Source organism: Chromobacterium sinusclupearum (assembly GCF_002902845.1).
In the GTDB taxonomy this organism is placed as follows: Bacteria; Pseudomonadota; Gammaproteobacteria; order Burkholderiales; family Chromobacteriaceae; genus Chromobacterium; species Chromobacterium sinusclupearum.
Window position 1 is genome coordinate 61,922 of record NZ_PPTF01000005.1, and the last position, 14,142, is coordinate 76,063.

At 63.8% G+C, this 14,142-nt stretch carries 10 protein-coding genes; 7 read left to right on the forward strand and 3 right to left on the reverse strand.

The features are described from left to right. The first annotated feature begins 80 nt into the window (after window positions 1-80). From C2134_RS01225 to C2134_RS01240, 4 genes are all read left to right on the forward strand, one after another. Window positions 81-2,510 carry a heavy metal translocating P-type ATPase gene (locus C2134_RS01225; protein WP_103316862.1) on the forward strand — a complete coding sequence of 810 codons (2,430 nt, stop codon included), beginning with the start codon at window positions 81-83 and terminating at the stop codon, window positions 2,508-2,510. After that, window positions 2,510-2,677 carry a cbb3-type cytochrome oxidase assembly protein CcoS gene (gene ccoS, locus C2134_RS01230; protein WP_103316864.1) on the forward strand — a complete coding sequence of 56 codons (168 nt, stop codon included), beginning with the start codon at window positions 2,510-2,512 and terminating at the stop codon, window positions 2,675-2,677. The genes C2134_RS01225 and ccoS overlap by 1 nt, the downstream gene beginning before the upstream one ends. Before the next feature lie 133 nt (window positions 2,678-2,810). Then, window positions 2,811-4,112 (forward strand): NupC/NupG family nucleoside CNT transporter, encoded by a 1,302-nt coding sequence (locus C2134_RS01235; RefSeq protein WP_103316867.1) that lies wholly within the window; start codon window positions 2,811-2,813, stop codon window positions 4,110-4,112. A 69-nt stretch (window positions 4,113-4,181) separates the two neighbouring features. Next, complete coding sequence (locus C2134_RS01240; protein ID WP_103316869.1) at window positions 4,182-5,495, forward strand: MFS transporter; 1,314 nt, start codon at window positions 4,182-4,184, stop codon at window positions 5,493-5,495. A gap of 56 nt (window positions 5,496-5,551) precedes the next feature. On the opposite strand, the gene C2134_RS01245 is transcribed toward C2134_RS01240, so the two are convergent. Together C2134_RS01245 and C2134_RS01250 are read right to left on the reverse strand one after the other, a co-directional pair. Continuing rightward, on the reverse strand, window positions 5,552-6,940 hold the full coding sequence (locus C2134_RS01245) for a dihydrolipoyl dehydrogenase (RefSeq protein ID WP_103316870.1): 1,389 nt from the start codon (window positions 6,938-6,940) through the stop codon (window positions 5,552-5,554). 152 nt (window positions 6,941-7,092) lie between these two features. Then, entirely contained in the window at window positions 7,093-7,824 is a 732-nt protein-coding gene (locus tag C2134_RS01250; RefSeq protein ID WP_103316872.1) for a redoxin family protein, read from the reverse strand. 192 nt (window positions 7,825-8,016) lie between these two features. On the opposite strand from C2134_RS01250, the gene gloA2 reads away from it, so the two are divergent. Next, the gene (gene gloA2 / locus C2134_RS01255; RefSeq protein ID WP_103316891.1) at window positions 8,017-8,406 is read left to right on the forward strand and encodes an SMU1112c/YaeR family gloxylase I-like metalloprotein; all 390 of its coding nucleotides are present in this window, start codon (window positions 8,017-8,019) and stop codon (window positions 8,404-8,406) included. A 7-nt stretch (window positions 8,407-8,413) separates the two neighbouring features. Here gloA2 and C2134_RS01260 read toward each other — a convergent pair whose 3' ends face one another. After that, the gene (locus tag C2134_RS01260; protein WP_103316874.1) at window positions 8,414-9,316 is read right to left on the reverse strand and encodes a LysR family transcriptional regulator; all 903 of its coding nucleotides are present in this window, start codon (window positions 9,314-9,316) and stop codon (window positions 8,414-8,416) included. A gap of 403 nt (window positions 9,317-9,719) precedes the next feature. On the opposite strand from C2134_RS01260, the gene C2134_RS01265 reads away from it, so the two are divergent. Further along, complete coding sequence (locus C2134_RS01265) at window positions 9,720-10,847, forward strand: efflux RND transporter periplasmic adaptor subunit (protein WP_103316875.1); 1,128 nt, start codon at window positions 9,720-9,722, stop codon at window positions 10,845-10,847. Between the two features lie 8 nt (window positions 10,848-10,855). After that, window positions 10,856-14,005, forward strand: coding sequence for an efflux RND transporter permease subunit (locus C2134_RS01270; protein WP_103316877.1), 3,150 nt, complete (start codon window positions 10,856-10,858; stop codon window positions 14,003-14,005). Window positions 14,006-14,142: the final 137 nt, after the last annotated feature.

Genomic DNA, 14,142 nt, shown 5'->3' on the forward strand with positions numbered 1-14,142 from the left:
GGACAATGCAAGCGCCGCGACTGGACAGCCTATGAGCTGGATCAAGCAATCCGGGCCAGCATTGATTACAATCCCTCGTCATGAGCGAGAACTGTTTCCATTGCGGCCTGCCCGTCCCCGCCGGCGCCCGCTTCCCCATCCGCTACCGCCAGCAAGAAGAGGCGGCCTGTTGCGCCGGCTGCCAGGCGGTGGCCAACACCATCATCCAGTCCGGTCTGGCCGACTATTACCAACACCGGACCGAAGGAGCGGCCCGCGCCGAGGCGCTGCCATCCGCCGTGCTGGAGCAGATCAAGCTATACGACGCCGAAGAGCTGCAGCAAAGCTTCGTCCACCGCGGCGACGGCGAAGAGCGCGAAGCGGCGCTGATGCTGGAAGGCATCACCTGCGCCGCCTGCATCTGGCTGAACGAACAGCATCTGCGCCAACTGCCCGGCGTGCTGTCGGTAGACATCAATTACAGCACCCAGCGCGCCCGCGTGCGCTGGGACAACAGCCGCATCCAGCTGTCCTCCATTTTGCAGGCGGTGGCGGACATAGGCTATCGCGCCCACCCCTACGATGCCGAGCGCCAGGAGAAACTGCAGCAAAAAGAACGCAAGCAGGCCTTGACCCGGCTATGGGTGGCCGGGCTCTCGATGATGCAGGTGATGATGTACGCGGTGCCGGTCTACCTGGCGCCGGACGGCGACATCGCCCCGGACTTCCTGTGGCTGCTGCACTGGGCCAGCTTCATCCTGACGCTGCCGGTGCTGCTGTATTCGGCCCTGCCGTTCTACCGCAATACCTGGCGCGACCTGAAACGCGGTCGCGTAGGCATGGATACGCCGGTCACCATCGGCATTCTCACGGCATTCTTCGCCAGCTTCTGGGCGCTGATCCACAAGTACGAGCACGGCATCTATTTCGACTCGGTGTCGATGTTCGTGTTTCTGCTGCTGGGCGGCCGCTATCTGGAAGGCATCGCCCGGCGCAAGGCCGGCGCCGCCAGCGAAAGCCTGGTCAAGCTGGTGCCGGCCTTCGCCCACCGCCTGGCGAATTGGCCAGACAGCCGCGACAGCCACGAAGCCACCGTCGCCAGCCTGCGCCCCGGCGACGTCATCCTGATCAAACCCGGCGAAACCATCCCGGCCGACGGTGCCGTGCTGGACGGCAAAAGCGCCAGCAACGAATCGCTGCTGACCGGCGAAAGCCGGCCCATCGCCAAGCAGCCCGGCGATGCGCTGATCGCCGGCAGCGTCAACACCGCCAGCCCGCTGGTGATGCGGGTGGAACAGGCGGGCCCCGCCACCCGGCTGGCCGGCATCGTGCGGCTGCTGGACCAGGCGCTGTCGGAAAAACCCAGGCTGGCGGTGCTGGCGGACCGCTTCGCCAGCTGGTTTGTCGCGCTGCTGCTGCTGGCCGCCGCGGCCAGCTATATCGGCTGGCATGTCATCGATCCGGACCGCGCGCTGTGGATCATGGTGGCGGTGCTGGTGATCTCCTGCCCCTGCGCGCTGTCGCTGGCCACCCCGGCGGCGCTGACTGCCGCCAGCGGCAACCTTGCCGCGCAAGGCGTGCTCACCACGCGCGGCCATGCCTTGGAGGCGATGGCGAAAATCACTGACGTGGTGTTCGACAAGACCGGCACCCTGACCCACGGCCAGATGCGGCTGCGCGATGCGCAAGGCCCATTGCCGCGCGAGCAGGCCTTGGCGCTGGCCGCGGCGCTGGAACAGGCTTCCGAACACCCGCTGGCGCAAGCCATCGTCGCCGCGGCGGAGGGCCTCGCGCTGCCCACGCTGCAATCCGCAGCCAATCATCCGGGGCACGGCGTCGCCGGGAGGATTGACGGCGAGGAATGGCGATTGGGATCGGCGCCGTTCATCGCCGCCTGGCTGAACCAGCCGGTAACGGAACAGACAAACTGGCATCCAGACTGCAGCCACGTGCTGCTGGCCAATCGCGATGGCGTGCAGGCCTGCTTCGCCATCGGTGACAGCTGCCGCGACGACGCCGCCGCGCTGGTGCGCAAGCTGCGCGCGCGCGGCCTGGCCGTGCATCTGCTCAGCGGCGATGGCGAAACCGCCGTCGCCAGCTTGGCCGCAGAACTCGGCATCGCAGATTGGCGCGCCCGCGCCGCGCCGGAGGACAAGCTGGCCTTCGTTTCCCAACTGCAGGCCCAGGGCCGGCGCGTGCTGATGGTGGGCGACGGCATCAACGACGCCCCGGTGCTGGCGCGCGCCGACGTTTCCATCGCCATGGGCGGCGGCACCGATGTCGCCCGCGCCAGCGGCGACATGGTGTTGATCGCCGACCAGCTGCTGCTGATAGACCAGGCCATCGCCATGGGCCGGCGGGCGCTGACGGTGATTCGGCAAAACCTGCTGTGGGCGGCGGGGTATAATGTGGTGGCGCTGCCCTTGGCCATCGCCGGCCATGTCACGCCGTGGCTGGCCAGCCTGGGCATGGCGCTCAGCTCGCTGCTGGTGGTCGGCAACGCCCTGCGCCTTACCCAACGGAAACCTTGATGGAAAGCCTTTATCTGCTCATTCCGCTCAGTCTGGTGCTGGCCTTCGTCATCGGCGCGATTTTCTGGTGGGCCACCCGCGCCGGCCAGTTCGACGACATGGAAGGCCCGGCCCACCGCATCCTGATGGACGACGACACGCCGCATAGCGACGACAAGCCGGAATGACGATGCGCTACCCATCCGGGTAAAATGCGCCGCAATCGACCGCCGCCCTTTATGGCCGCCGGTTTCTTGCTGTAGAATGCCGCGTCTTTAAGCATTAGCAAATCATTATCCTGCTAGTTTTAAAGGCGTCTCCGTGAATACCATACAAGCCCTGGCCGGCATGCTGCTCCTTGTCGGCACAGCCTTCGCTTTCTCCACCAACCGCCGCGCCATCAACTGGCGCACCGTGCTGATCGGCCTGGCCATTCCCAGCGGCCTGTTCCTGGCGATCAACTACCTGCCCGCGGTCAACGCCGGCTTTGCCGCTTTCGGCAGCGGCTTCGCCAAGGTATTGAGCTTCTCCGGCGACGGCGCGCGCTTCATTTTCGGCGACCTGGCCCATCCCGGCGGCAAGCTCGGTTTCCTGTTCGCCTTCACCGTGCTGCCGGTCATCATCTTTTTCTCCGCCTTCAGCGCCTTGCTGTACCACTTCGGCATCTTGCAGAAAGTGGTCAACGGCCTGGCCTGGCTGATGAAGCGCAGCCTGCGCCTGTCCGGCTCGGAGAGCGTGGTGACTGCGGCCAACATCTTCCTCGGCCAGACTGAGGCTCCGCTGCTGGCCCGGCCCTATATCCAGCACATGACCCGCTCCGAGCTGGCCTGCGTGATGATTGCCGGCATGTCCACGCTGTCCGGCGGCGTGATGGCCGCTTACGTGGCCTTTCTCGGCGGCACCGACCCGGCCGAGCAAGCCCGCTTCGCCACTTATCTGCTGACCGCATCCTGCATGAACGCGGCCGGCGCCGCCACTTTCTGCAAGATCATGTTCCCGGAGACCAGCCCGGCCGAGATTTCCAGCAACAAGCTCACGGCCGAGCAGGAAAAAACCGGCGGCAACTTCGTCAGCGCCGTGGTGTCCGGCGCGCTGGACGGCATGAAGATGGCCGCCGCCGTGGCCACCATTCTGCTGGCCATCGTGTCGCTGATCGCGCTGGCCAATTACGCGGTGAAGGATGGCCTGGGCGAACTACTGGGCGTCAACGGCGCCATCCGCGCCGCCACCGGCGGCATGTTCGACGGCCTGACGCTGCAATACCTGGCCGGCCAAGCTTTCCGCGTCTGCGCCTTCCTGATGGGCATAGGCTGGCACGAGACCCTGGGCGTCGGCAGCCTGCTGGGCCAGAAGATCGTGCTGAACGAGTTCATCGCCTATCTGGACCTGGCCAAGATGAAGGCGGCCGGCTCGCTGTCGCCCAGCACGGTGATGATCTCCACCTTCGCTCTGGCCAGCTTTTCCAACTTTTCCTCCGTGGGCATCTGCGTGGCCGGCATCGGCGCGCTGGCCCCGTCGCGGCAGCAGGAGCTGGCCGACATCGGCATGCGCGCGCTGCTGGCTTCGATACTGACCGGTTTCATGACCGCCTCCACGGCCGGCCTGTGGCTGTCGCTGGCGTAAACCGGCGCCACTGACAAGTGGGCGGGAATCCGTTAGCATGCGGTTCCCGCCTTTTTCATGAACGGCTCCATGAAATCCGAATTCTCCTTCTTCGCCACCCGGCGTTTCCTGCCGCTGTTCGGCACCCAGTTTTTGGGCGCCTTCAACGACAATATGCTGAAAACCGCCATTGTGGTGCTGATCAGCTTTCACGGCCTGACTACCGCCGGGCTGCCGCCGGAGCAGCTGGTCAACCTGGCCGCCGGCATTTTCATTCTGCCGTTCTTTCTGTTCTCGGCCAGCGCGGGCAAGTTGTCCGAGCGCTTCGACAAGGCGCGCATCGCCCGGCTGATCAAGCTGGCGGAAATCGCCATCATGCTGCTGGCCGGCGCCGGCTTCCTGTTGCAATCGGCCGCCATCCTGCTGGGCGCCTTGTTCCTGATGGGCACGCACTCCGCCTTCTTCGGTCCGCTGAAGTATTCGGTGCTGCCGCAGTATCTGCGCGAGCACGAACTGGTGGGCGGCACCGGTCTGATCGAGATGGGCACCTTCCTCGCCATTCTGCTGGGCCAGCTGCTGGGCAGCATGCTGACGCACAATAGCGTGCTGATGATCATCGCCGCGCTGCTGGCCACTGCCGTGCTCGGCTATTTCAGCAGCGCCAAGATGCCCTCGGTGCCGGCCGGCGCGCCGCACCTGAAACTGTCGTGGAACTTCATCGGCGATTCGGTGCAACTGGTAGGGCAAGCCTGGAAAATCCACGATGTGCGCTGCGCCATCCTCGGCATTTCCTGGTTCTGGCTGATGGGCGCGATCTACACCACCCAGCTGCCCACCTTCACCCGGCTGCATCTGGGCGGCGACGCCGATGTCTACACCCTGCTGCTGGCCTTGTTCTCCATCGGCATCGGCATCGGCTCCATGGCCTGCGCCAAGGTATCGCACGGCCAATTGCAGCTGGGCATCGTGCTCCTGGGCAGCGCCGGCATGACAGTGTTCGGCGGCGATCTGGCCCTGGGCGCGATGCCGCATTACCAAGGCCAGCTGGCCACACTGACAGAATACCTGTCGCGCCCCGGCAGCTGGCGCAGCATCGTCGATGTGGCCTTGCTGGGCTTCTTCGGCGGCTTCTTCACCGTGCCGCTGTACACTTGGCTGCAAACCGGCAGCCCGGACGCATTTCGCTCGCAAGCTGTAGCCGCCAACAACATCATCAACGGCTTCTACATGGTAGCGGCGGCAATAGGCAGCGCGCTGATGCTGAAGTGGTACGACAGCATCTCCATGCTGCTGCTGGCGGCTGCCTTGCTCAATGTGCTGGCCACCGCCCACCTGGCCTGGTGCGCGCCGGTGATCTGGCGCCAGCGTTTCAGCTGGATACGGCCGCTGCTGGGCCGCTCATAAATGACAACGGGGGCCAAAGCCCCCGTTTCTGTATCCGCGCCAAGGCGGACCTCCCATCAAGCCAGCTTGGCCAACGCGTCGCGCAAGGCGGTGCGCAGTCCTTCTTCTATCACCGGATGGTAGAACGGCATGTCCAGCATCTGCGAGAGGGTCAGCTGTTGCTGATGGCTCCAGGCCAGCAAGTGGGCCAGGTTTTCCGCGCGCGGGCCTATCATCTCGGCGCCGAGGAAGCGGCCGGTTGCCTGGTCCGCATACACATGCAGCAAACCCTTGTTGATGCCCATCACCCGGCTGCGGCCCTGGTCTTCGAAGCTGACTGCGCCCACCACGAAGCCGCCTTCCGGCAGATCGGCAAAGCGGCGGCCCACCATCATCATCTGCGGGTCCGAGAACACCACGGCGATGGGCGAGCGGCGCAGGCCCGGCGTCACGTCGGGATAACGCGCCGCGTTGAAACCGGCGGTCTTGCCTTCGTCGGCCGCCTCGTGCAGCAGCGGCAGGATGTTGTTGGCGTCGCCGGCGATGAACACCGGGGCACCGACGCACAACAGCGTTTCCGGATCGAACACCGGTGCGCCGCGCGCATCCAGCTGCACGCTGGTATTTTCCAGCCCCAGCCCCCGCACATTCGGGGTGCGGCCGGTTGCCGCCAGCACATAGTCGAAACGCTCCTCGACCGCTTCGCCATCCAGGTTCACATAACGGATGCGAGCGGCGTCGCCCTCATTGGCCATTTCCAGCACCTGGGCGCTCGGATCGAGGTAGAACTGATCCTGCAAGGCCTGGCGGGCGTAATCGCGCACCGCCGGATCGGACAAGGGACCGACGCCGCCGCCCACACCGAACACGCGCACCCGCACGCCCAGCCGGGACAAGGCCTGGCCCAGTTCCAGGCCGATCACGCCCGGGCCGAACACCGCCACGCTTTGCGGCAAGTCTTCCCAATCGAAAACGTCGTCGTTGACGATCAGCCTATCGCCAAAAGCCTGGAACGGCGCCGGAATGGCCGGCGACGAGCCGGTGGCGATCACCACGCGCTTGGCCTGGACGATGGCGTGGTCGTCCACCTGCAAGGTAGTGTTGTCGATGAAGCGGGCGTAGCCGCGCAGCTTGTCTTCGGCCGGAATGCCATCCACGCCGCGCACCACAAAGCCGACAAAGCGGTCGCGCTCGCTGCGCACCCTGGCCATCACCTCGCGGCCATCGATGCGGACTTCGCCATCGACATGCACGCCGAACATGTCCGTGTGGCGGGCGTGATGGGCCGCTTCAGCGGCGGCGATCAACAGCTTGGACGGCATGCAGCCGACGCGGGCGCAAGTGGTGCCGTAGGGGCCGCCTTCGATGATCAGCGCGGAGGCGCCTTCCGCCTTGGCGGCGCGGTAGGCGGCCAGGCCGGCGGTGCCGGCGCCGATGACGGCAACGTCGATATGGATGGTTTTCATGGTCTGTATCCTCTTATTTGGCGGGGATGCGGCACGACACGCCGCGCATGCCGTCCCGCATCCCGGCGAAAAAACGGCCGGCAGGAGTACCGGCCCAAAGCGACCGGCGGCGTCAGGGCCCGAAGCCGCCGGCAACGAACGTCAGTTCAACCTTACTTGGCGAAGCGCTTTTCCACCTCGTCGGCGGAGCCGATCAGCTGGCCGTTGATGAACACTTGCGGGGCGGTCATCGCGCCGGATACGGCGCCCAGCACCTTGCCGCGAATCTTGTTGTCCAGCGGCACTTCGACGAAGTCGTAGCCGTTTTCAGCCAGCACGGCCTTGGCGCGGGCGCAGTGCGGGCAACCGACCTTGGTGAACACCACCACTTGATCCGGCTTCTTGGCCGTCGGGTTGATGTAGTTCAGCAGGGTGTCGGCATCGGACACCTTGAACGGATCGCCCGGCTCTTGCGGCTCGATGAACATCTTGTCCACCACGCCGTTCTTCACCAGCATGGAGTAGCGCCAGCTGCGCTTGCCGAAGCCCAGGTCGGCCTTGTCCACCAGCATGCCCATGCCTTCGGTGAAATCGCCGTTGCCGTCCGGAATCATCACCAGATTGCTGGCTTCCTGATCCTTGGCCCATTCGTTCATCACGAAGGTATCGTTGACCGACACGCAGAGGATGGCATCCACGCCGTTGGCGAAGAAGGCCGGCGCCAGTTCATTGAAACGCGGCAGGTGGGTGGACGAGCAGGTGGGGGTGAACGCGCCCGGCAGCGAGAACACGGCGACGGTCTTGCCATCGAACAGTTCTGCGGTGGTAACATTCTTCCATTCGTTGTTTTCGCGGATGCGGAAAGTAACGTTCGGTACGCGTTGGCCTTCACGGTTTTGCAGCATGGCTATCTCCTTAGCGGGGTGATGCGGTTGTTAACTATCGATAAGTGCATTCTGATAGCCATGATCAAATTCGTCTAATTGATTGTTGCAAGAATTCTGATTGTTTTTCCTAATGAGCTACGCACGCGACAGGCTGCCATGGGCCGACGGCGCTGCAGCATCGGCATCGAACACACATCCTTCCAAATCGATATGCATATTCACGGCCTGCACCACGTCGCCATCATCGCCTCCGACTATCCGCGCTCGCGAGACTTCTACCATCGCATTCTTGGGTTGCCGATCATGGCCGAGAACTGGCGGGAAGAGAGGCAGTCATGGAAATTGGACCTGGCCTTGCCGGGAGGCGCCCAAATCGAACTGTTCAGCTTTCCGTCGCCGCCGCCCCGCCCCACCAGGCCTGAAGCCTGCGGCCTGCGCCACCTGGCCTTGGCCTGCGCCGATGCCGCGGCCGCGCGCAGCTATCTGCAGGCGAGCGGCGTCGCCTGCGAAGCGCTCAGAGTGGACGAATATACCGGCGCGCATTTTTTCTTCTGCGCCGATCCAGACGGCTTGCCAATCGAGTTTTACCAACGCGCCTAAGCGCCGCTCACCCGGCGCCGCGGCCATGGGCGGCCGCCCATGGCTCAAGCCGCTCGACAAACCAGCGCAAAGCCTTGCCGCTGCTCCCGTGCCGCCAGGCAAAGCAAGCCGCCGGCATCGGGCGGGCGGATTCCACCCGCCGCGAAACCAGCTCGCCCGCGGCCAGGTGCTGGCGCACGCACTCCCTAGGCAGGTAGCACACGCCCAGGCCGGCAAGCACCAGGCTGAGCTTGGCCGAATTGCTGTAGACCAGCAGCAGCTCCTGACCCTCTTCCATGCCGGCCGCGCGACCGCGCATATTGCGCGCGGTATCCCCGATGGCGATCAGACGATGGCGGCGCAACTGTTCGCGCCCGATCGGCTCTTGCTCGGCCGCCAGCGGGTGATCTGGCCGCATCAGCAGCAACATGTCCATCTGGCCGATCTCGCGGCAGTTGCAACCATCCGGCACCACCTGCATCGGCGCGCCTATCACCAAGTCGGCCCGTTCATCAAGCAGCGCGTCCCAGGTGCCATTGAAAATTTCGCGGGCAAAACTTAGCCGGGTGCCGGTGCCCAAGGCGTCGAATTCTTGAATCAGCGGCACCAGGGTATCGATCGGCGTCACCCCGCTCAGCGCGATGCGCAATTCATCCTCCCAGCCCTCGGCGCACAGCGCCAGCCGCCGCTCCAGACGGTCGGCGGCATCCAGCAACCGGCGTCCATCGCGCAGCAGCACTTCCCCCTCTGGAGTCAAGCGCGCGCGGTAGCCGCTGCGGTCGAAAATGGCGATCCCCAGCTGCTGTTCCAATTTCTGCATGGTGTAGGTCAGCGCAGACGGCACCTTGTGCAAAGCCTCCGCCGCCGCGGCGAAACTGCCGTGCCGCGCCACCGCATCCAGCGCCGTCAATGCCTCGAGCGAAATCTTCATATTCAAATTCCTTGAAATTCAACTTCTATCATTTCCGCTTTTTTCGACCGGATATAGAAAATAAAATTCAAACACCGCTTAAAAACATTGGAAAAATGGATTTTATTAAAGAGACATGAAATATTAAAACAAATTAATAATTCAATTTTTTTCACAATAATATGCACCACAACACTTCAGCTCAATACACGCTCACCTCATGATCCAAACCAATGCCCCACACAGTTAACGCCGCTGACAAAACCTAGAAAAGCGCCTGAGCCAAGACCCGCCGACAAGGATCAGGCGTTTGTCAGCGGCGTTTAGGCCGGCCTGCTTCATTCATGCGTCCATACACAACCGCCTGATTGCCCATCCGTACCCGCAGCATCTGCGGCATCCGTCCGCACAGGAGTTCCATCACATGCACCACCCACTGCTACGTCCCTTATGGCTTGGCCTGTTATTGCCGCTCATGAGCGCCTGCGCGCCCTCGCAGCCCAAATCCGAACCGGAGATTCCTACCGTCACCGTGCAAACGGTACGCCCGCACAGCGTCCCGCTGCGTCTGGAGCTGGTGGGCGAGACCGCCGGATTCCGCGATGTGGAGGTACGCGCCCGCGTCGGCGGCATTCTGCTCAAGCGCACGTATACGGAAGGCCAGCCGGTAAAACAGGGACAAGTGCTGTTCCAGATCGACCCCGCGCCCTACCAGGCCGTGCTGGAACAGGCGAAAGGCGCGCAAGCGCAACAACAAGCCGCGCTGGACAAGGCCACCGCCGACCGCGACCGGATCATTCCGCTGTTCAAGGAAAACGCCGTTTCCAAGATGGACTACGACAACGCCGTATCCGCCTACAACAAGGCGCGCGCCGCCAAACAATCCGCCGACGCCAAGGTCAAGGAGGCGCAGCTCAACTTTGACTACACCCATGTCGCCGCGCCCATTTCCGGCATGACCAGCAAACAAGTGCAATCGGAAGGCAGCCTGATCCGGGTCGACGCCGCCGAGCCGCTGACCACCATCTCGCAACTCGATCCGATGTATGTGAACTTCTCGATCTCGGAGCAGGACCGGCTCGACTACGAACACGGCGTCAACCATGGCGACATCGCGGCGCCCCAAAACGCGCCGCGGGTCCGCATCCTGCTGGCCGACGGCAGCGAATATCCATTGACCGGCGAACTCAACTTCCACGACAACCGCGTGGACCCGCGCACCGGCACCATCCGCAGCCGCGCCATCTTCGCCAATCCGGACGGCAAGTTGCTGCCTGGCCAGTTTGTGCGCGTGCTGCTGGATCTGGGCACCCGCCAGAACGTGATCACCGCGCCGGAGTCCGCCATCATCCAGTCGCAAGCCGAAAACATGGTGCTGACCGTTGACGAGAACAACAAGGTAGCCGCGCATCCCGTGGAGCTGGGCATGCAGAGCGGCGGCGAGGTGGTGATCGAATCCGGGCTGGCCGCCGGCGAGCGCCTGATCGTGGATGGCTTGATGAAGGCCACGCCCGGCAGCGTGGTCAAGCCCATCGCCCAGGCCGGCAAATAGGAGGCGACATGTTTTCCAGATTCTTCATTCACCGCCCCATCTTCGCCAGCGTCATCGCCATCATCATCACGCTGGCGGGCCTGGCTGCCATGCGCGCGCTGCCTATTGAGCAATATCCGCAGATCGTGCCGTCGGTGGTATCGGTCAGCGCCAGCTACCCCGGCGCCACGCCGGAAACCATAGCCGAAACCGTAGCCGCGCCGCTGGAGCAGCAGATCAACGGCGTGGAGAACATGCTGTATCTGCAGTCCAACGCCTCGTCCACCGGCCAGCTCAGCCTCAACGTCTACTTCAAGGTGGGCACCGACCCGGACCAGGCCACCATCGACGTCAATAACCGGGTGCAGGCGGCGATGAAAATGATGCCGGAGGAAGTGCAGCGCCAGGGCATCACCGTGCGCAAGAAATCCACCTCCGTGCTCAGCGTGATCTCCATCGGCTCGCCGAATGGCCAATACGACCGCAACTACCTGGCCAACTACGCGCTGCTCAACATCATGGACGAGCTCAAGCGCATTCCAGGCATGGGCGATGTCAATATGATGGGCGGCACGGATTACGCGATGCGCATCTGGTTGCGCCCAGACCGCCTGGCGCAACTGGCGCTGACGCCGGCCGACGTGACGCGGGCGGTGCGCGAGCAGAACGCCCAGTTCGCCGCCGGCAAGATCGGCGCCCAACCCACCAACCAGGCCATCAACTTCACCTATACCGTCAACGCCAAAGGCCGGCTGGCGGACCCCAAGGAGTTCGGCGACATCATCATCCGCTCGGAGCCGGACGGCTCCAAGATCCGCGTCAAGGACGTGGCGCGGGTGGAGATGGGCGGCAACGACTACGACGTGATCGGCATGCGCAACGGCAAGCCAGCCGTGGGCATCACCACTTATCTGCAGCCGAACGCCAACGCGCTGGAGGTGGCCGCGGCCATCCGCTCCAAGATGGAGGAACTGAAAGCCCGCTTCCCGGCCGGCATCGACTACGCCATCCCCTTCGATACCACCCAGTTCATCCAGGTTTCCATCGAAAAGGTGGTCTCCACGCTGCTGGAGGCGACCGTGCTGGTCTTCGCCATCGTCTACCTGTTCCTGCAGAACTTCCGCGCCACGCTGATTCCCTGCATCGCGGTGCCGGTATCGTTGATCGGCACCTTCGCCGGCATGATCATGCTGGGCTTCTCCAGCAATCTGCTGACGCTATTCGGCATGGTGCTGGCCATTGGCATCGTGGTGGACGACGCCATCGTGGTGCTGGAAAACGTGGAACGGATCATGCGCGAACAGCGCTGCTCGGCCAAGGAAGCCGCCATCCTGGCGATGCAGGAAGTCTCCGGTCCGGTGGTGGCCATCGTGCTGGTGCTGTGCGCCGTTTTCCTGCCGGTAGCCTTCATGGGCGGCATGACCGGGGTGATGTACAAACAGTTCGCCATCACCATCGCCATCTCGGTAATTTTGTCCGGCATTGTGGCGCTGACGCTGACCCCGGCGATGTGCGCCTTGCTGCTTAAGCCGGGACATCATGAACCGGCGCGCTTTTTCGCATGGTTCAACCGCGCCTTCACCCGGCTGACTTTCGGCTATGTCACCGGCGTCGCCTTTCTCAACCGCCGCCGGGGGCTGGGGCTGGGACTGTTCGCCGCCATGCTGCTGGCCACCGGCCTGCTGTTCACGCGCGTGCCCGGCTCATTGGTCCCGGACGAAGACATGGGCAGCCTGTTTGTCAGCGTGGCGCTGCCGGACGCTGCCGCGCTGACCCGCACCGCCAAGGTGACCGAGGCGTTCGACAAGGTCTTGCTGTCGAACCCCGATATCGCCAATGTCACCACCTTTACCGGCTTCGACATCCTGTCCAGCTCAAAACAGTCCAATCACGCCACCAGCTTCGTCACCCTGAAGCCCTGGCATGAGCGCAAAGGCGCCGGGCAGGATTCCGCCAGCATCGCCGCCTGGGCGATGGCGCGCGGCAAATCGGTTCAGGCGGCCGTCATCCGAGCCTTCACTCCCGCCCCCATCATTGGGATGTCCACCACGGGCGGCCTGGAGGCATTCTTGCAGGACCGCGGCGGCAGCGGCTCGCGCAAACTCAGCGAAGCCACCACGCGCTTTCTTGCGGCGGCGGAAAAACGGCCGGAGTTCGCCTCGGTCAGCACCACTTTCCGCGCCGATGTGCCGCAGAAGTTCATCGATCTGGATAGGGAAAAAACCAAGGCGCTGGGCGTGAACATCAACGACGTGTTCGACGCCATGTCCGCCACCTTCGGCCAGCTTTACGTCAACGACTTCAACAAATTCGGCCGCACCTACAAAGTGCAGCTGCAATCCGAAGCCGATTTCCGCGCCCGCCCCGAAGACATCCGCAATGTGCATGTGCGCTCCGATGACGGCACCATGATCCCGCTGACCAGCCTGGTCGCCATCCGGCCCAGCTTCGGCCCGGAGCTGGTAAACCGCTTCAATATTTTCAACGCCGCCAAGATCATGGCGCAGCCGGCGCCCGGCGTCAGCTCCGGCCAGGCCATCGCCGCGCTGGAGCAAGTGGCCGAGCAAACCCTGGGCAAAGACTATACCCTGGCATGGAGCGGCAGCGCCTATCAGGAAAAACTGGCTGGCAACAGCGGCGCCATGGCCTTTGCCTTCGGCATCCTGATGGTGTTCCTGATCCTGGCGGCGCAATATGAGAAATGGAGCCTGCCGCTGGCGGTCGTGAGCGCAGTGCCGTTTGCGCTGTTCGGCGCCTTGCTTGCCGTTTACCTGAGTGGCATGAGCAACGACGTCTACTTCCAGATAGGCCTGGTGACGCTGATAGGCCTGGCAGCCAAGAACGCCATCTTGATCGTGGAGTTCGCGGTGATGAAATACCAGGAAGGCATGTCGCTGTCGCAAGCGGCATGCGAGGCGGCGCGACTGCGCTTTCGCCCCATCGTCATGACCTCGCTGGCCTTCATCCTGGGGTGCGTGCCCTTGCTCACCTCCAGCGGCGCCGGCGCGGCCAGCCGGCACTCGCTGGGCACGCCGGTGATAGGCGGCATGCTGGCCGCCACCTTCATCGCCATCTTCTTCATTCCGCTGTTCTTCATCTTGATCATGCAGCGCGGCCGCAAACCTCGCCAAACGGTTGAGATGGCACCTGCTGAAAACGGCGGATCGGGCCAGCGTTAAACAAGCCCACCCCCTCGCGGCCGCCCGCAGCCGATACCGGCGGCCGCCCAGCCCGCTCACGCGCATCCTCGCCATCGAATATCTGCAGGCGGACTGGAATCGGCGCCCCACGCATCATCAAATATTTCCAACCCCAA

Bases quoted from the DNA above. Each gene is read 5' to 3' on its own strand.
- C2134_RS01265 (WP_103316875.1), top strand. From the start codon at position 9,720: ATGCACCACCCACTGCTACGTCCCTTATGGCTTGGCCTGTTATTGCCG.
- C2134_RS01250 (WP_103316872.1), bottom strand. From the start codon at position 7,824: ATGCTGCAAAACCGTGAAGGCCAACGCGTACCGAACGTTACTTTCCGC.
- C2134_RS01270 (WP_103316877.1), top strand. From the start codon at position 10,856: ATGTTTTCCAGATTCTTCATTCACCGCCCCATCTTCGCCAGCGTCATC.
- C2134_RS01260 (WP_103316874.1), bottom strand. From the start codon at position 9,316: ATGAAGATTTCGCTCGAGGCATTGACGGCGCTGGATGCGGTGGCGCGG.
- C2134_RS01225 (WP_103316862.1), top strand. From the start codon at position 81: ATGAGCGAGAACTGTTTCCATTGCGGCCTGCCCGTCCCCGCCGGCGCC.
- C2134_RS01245 (WP_103316870.1), bottom strand. From the start codon at position 6,940: ATGAAAACCATCCATATCGACGTTGCCGTCATCGGCGCCGGCACCGCC.
- ccoS (WP_103316864.1), top strand. From the start codon at position 2,510: ATGGAAAGCCTTTATCTGCTCATTCCGCTCAGTCTGGTGCTGGCCTTC.
- C2134_RS01240 (WP_103316869.1), top strand. From the start codon at position 4,182: ATGAAATCCGAATTCTCCTTCTTCGCCACCCGGCGTTTCCTGCCGCTG.
- gloA2 (WP_103316891.1), top strand. From the start codon at position 8,017: ATGCATATTCACGGCCTGCACCACGTCGCCATCATCGCCTCCGACTAT.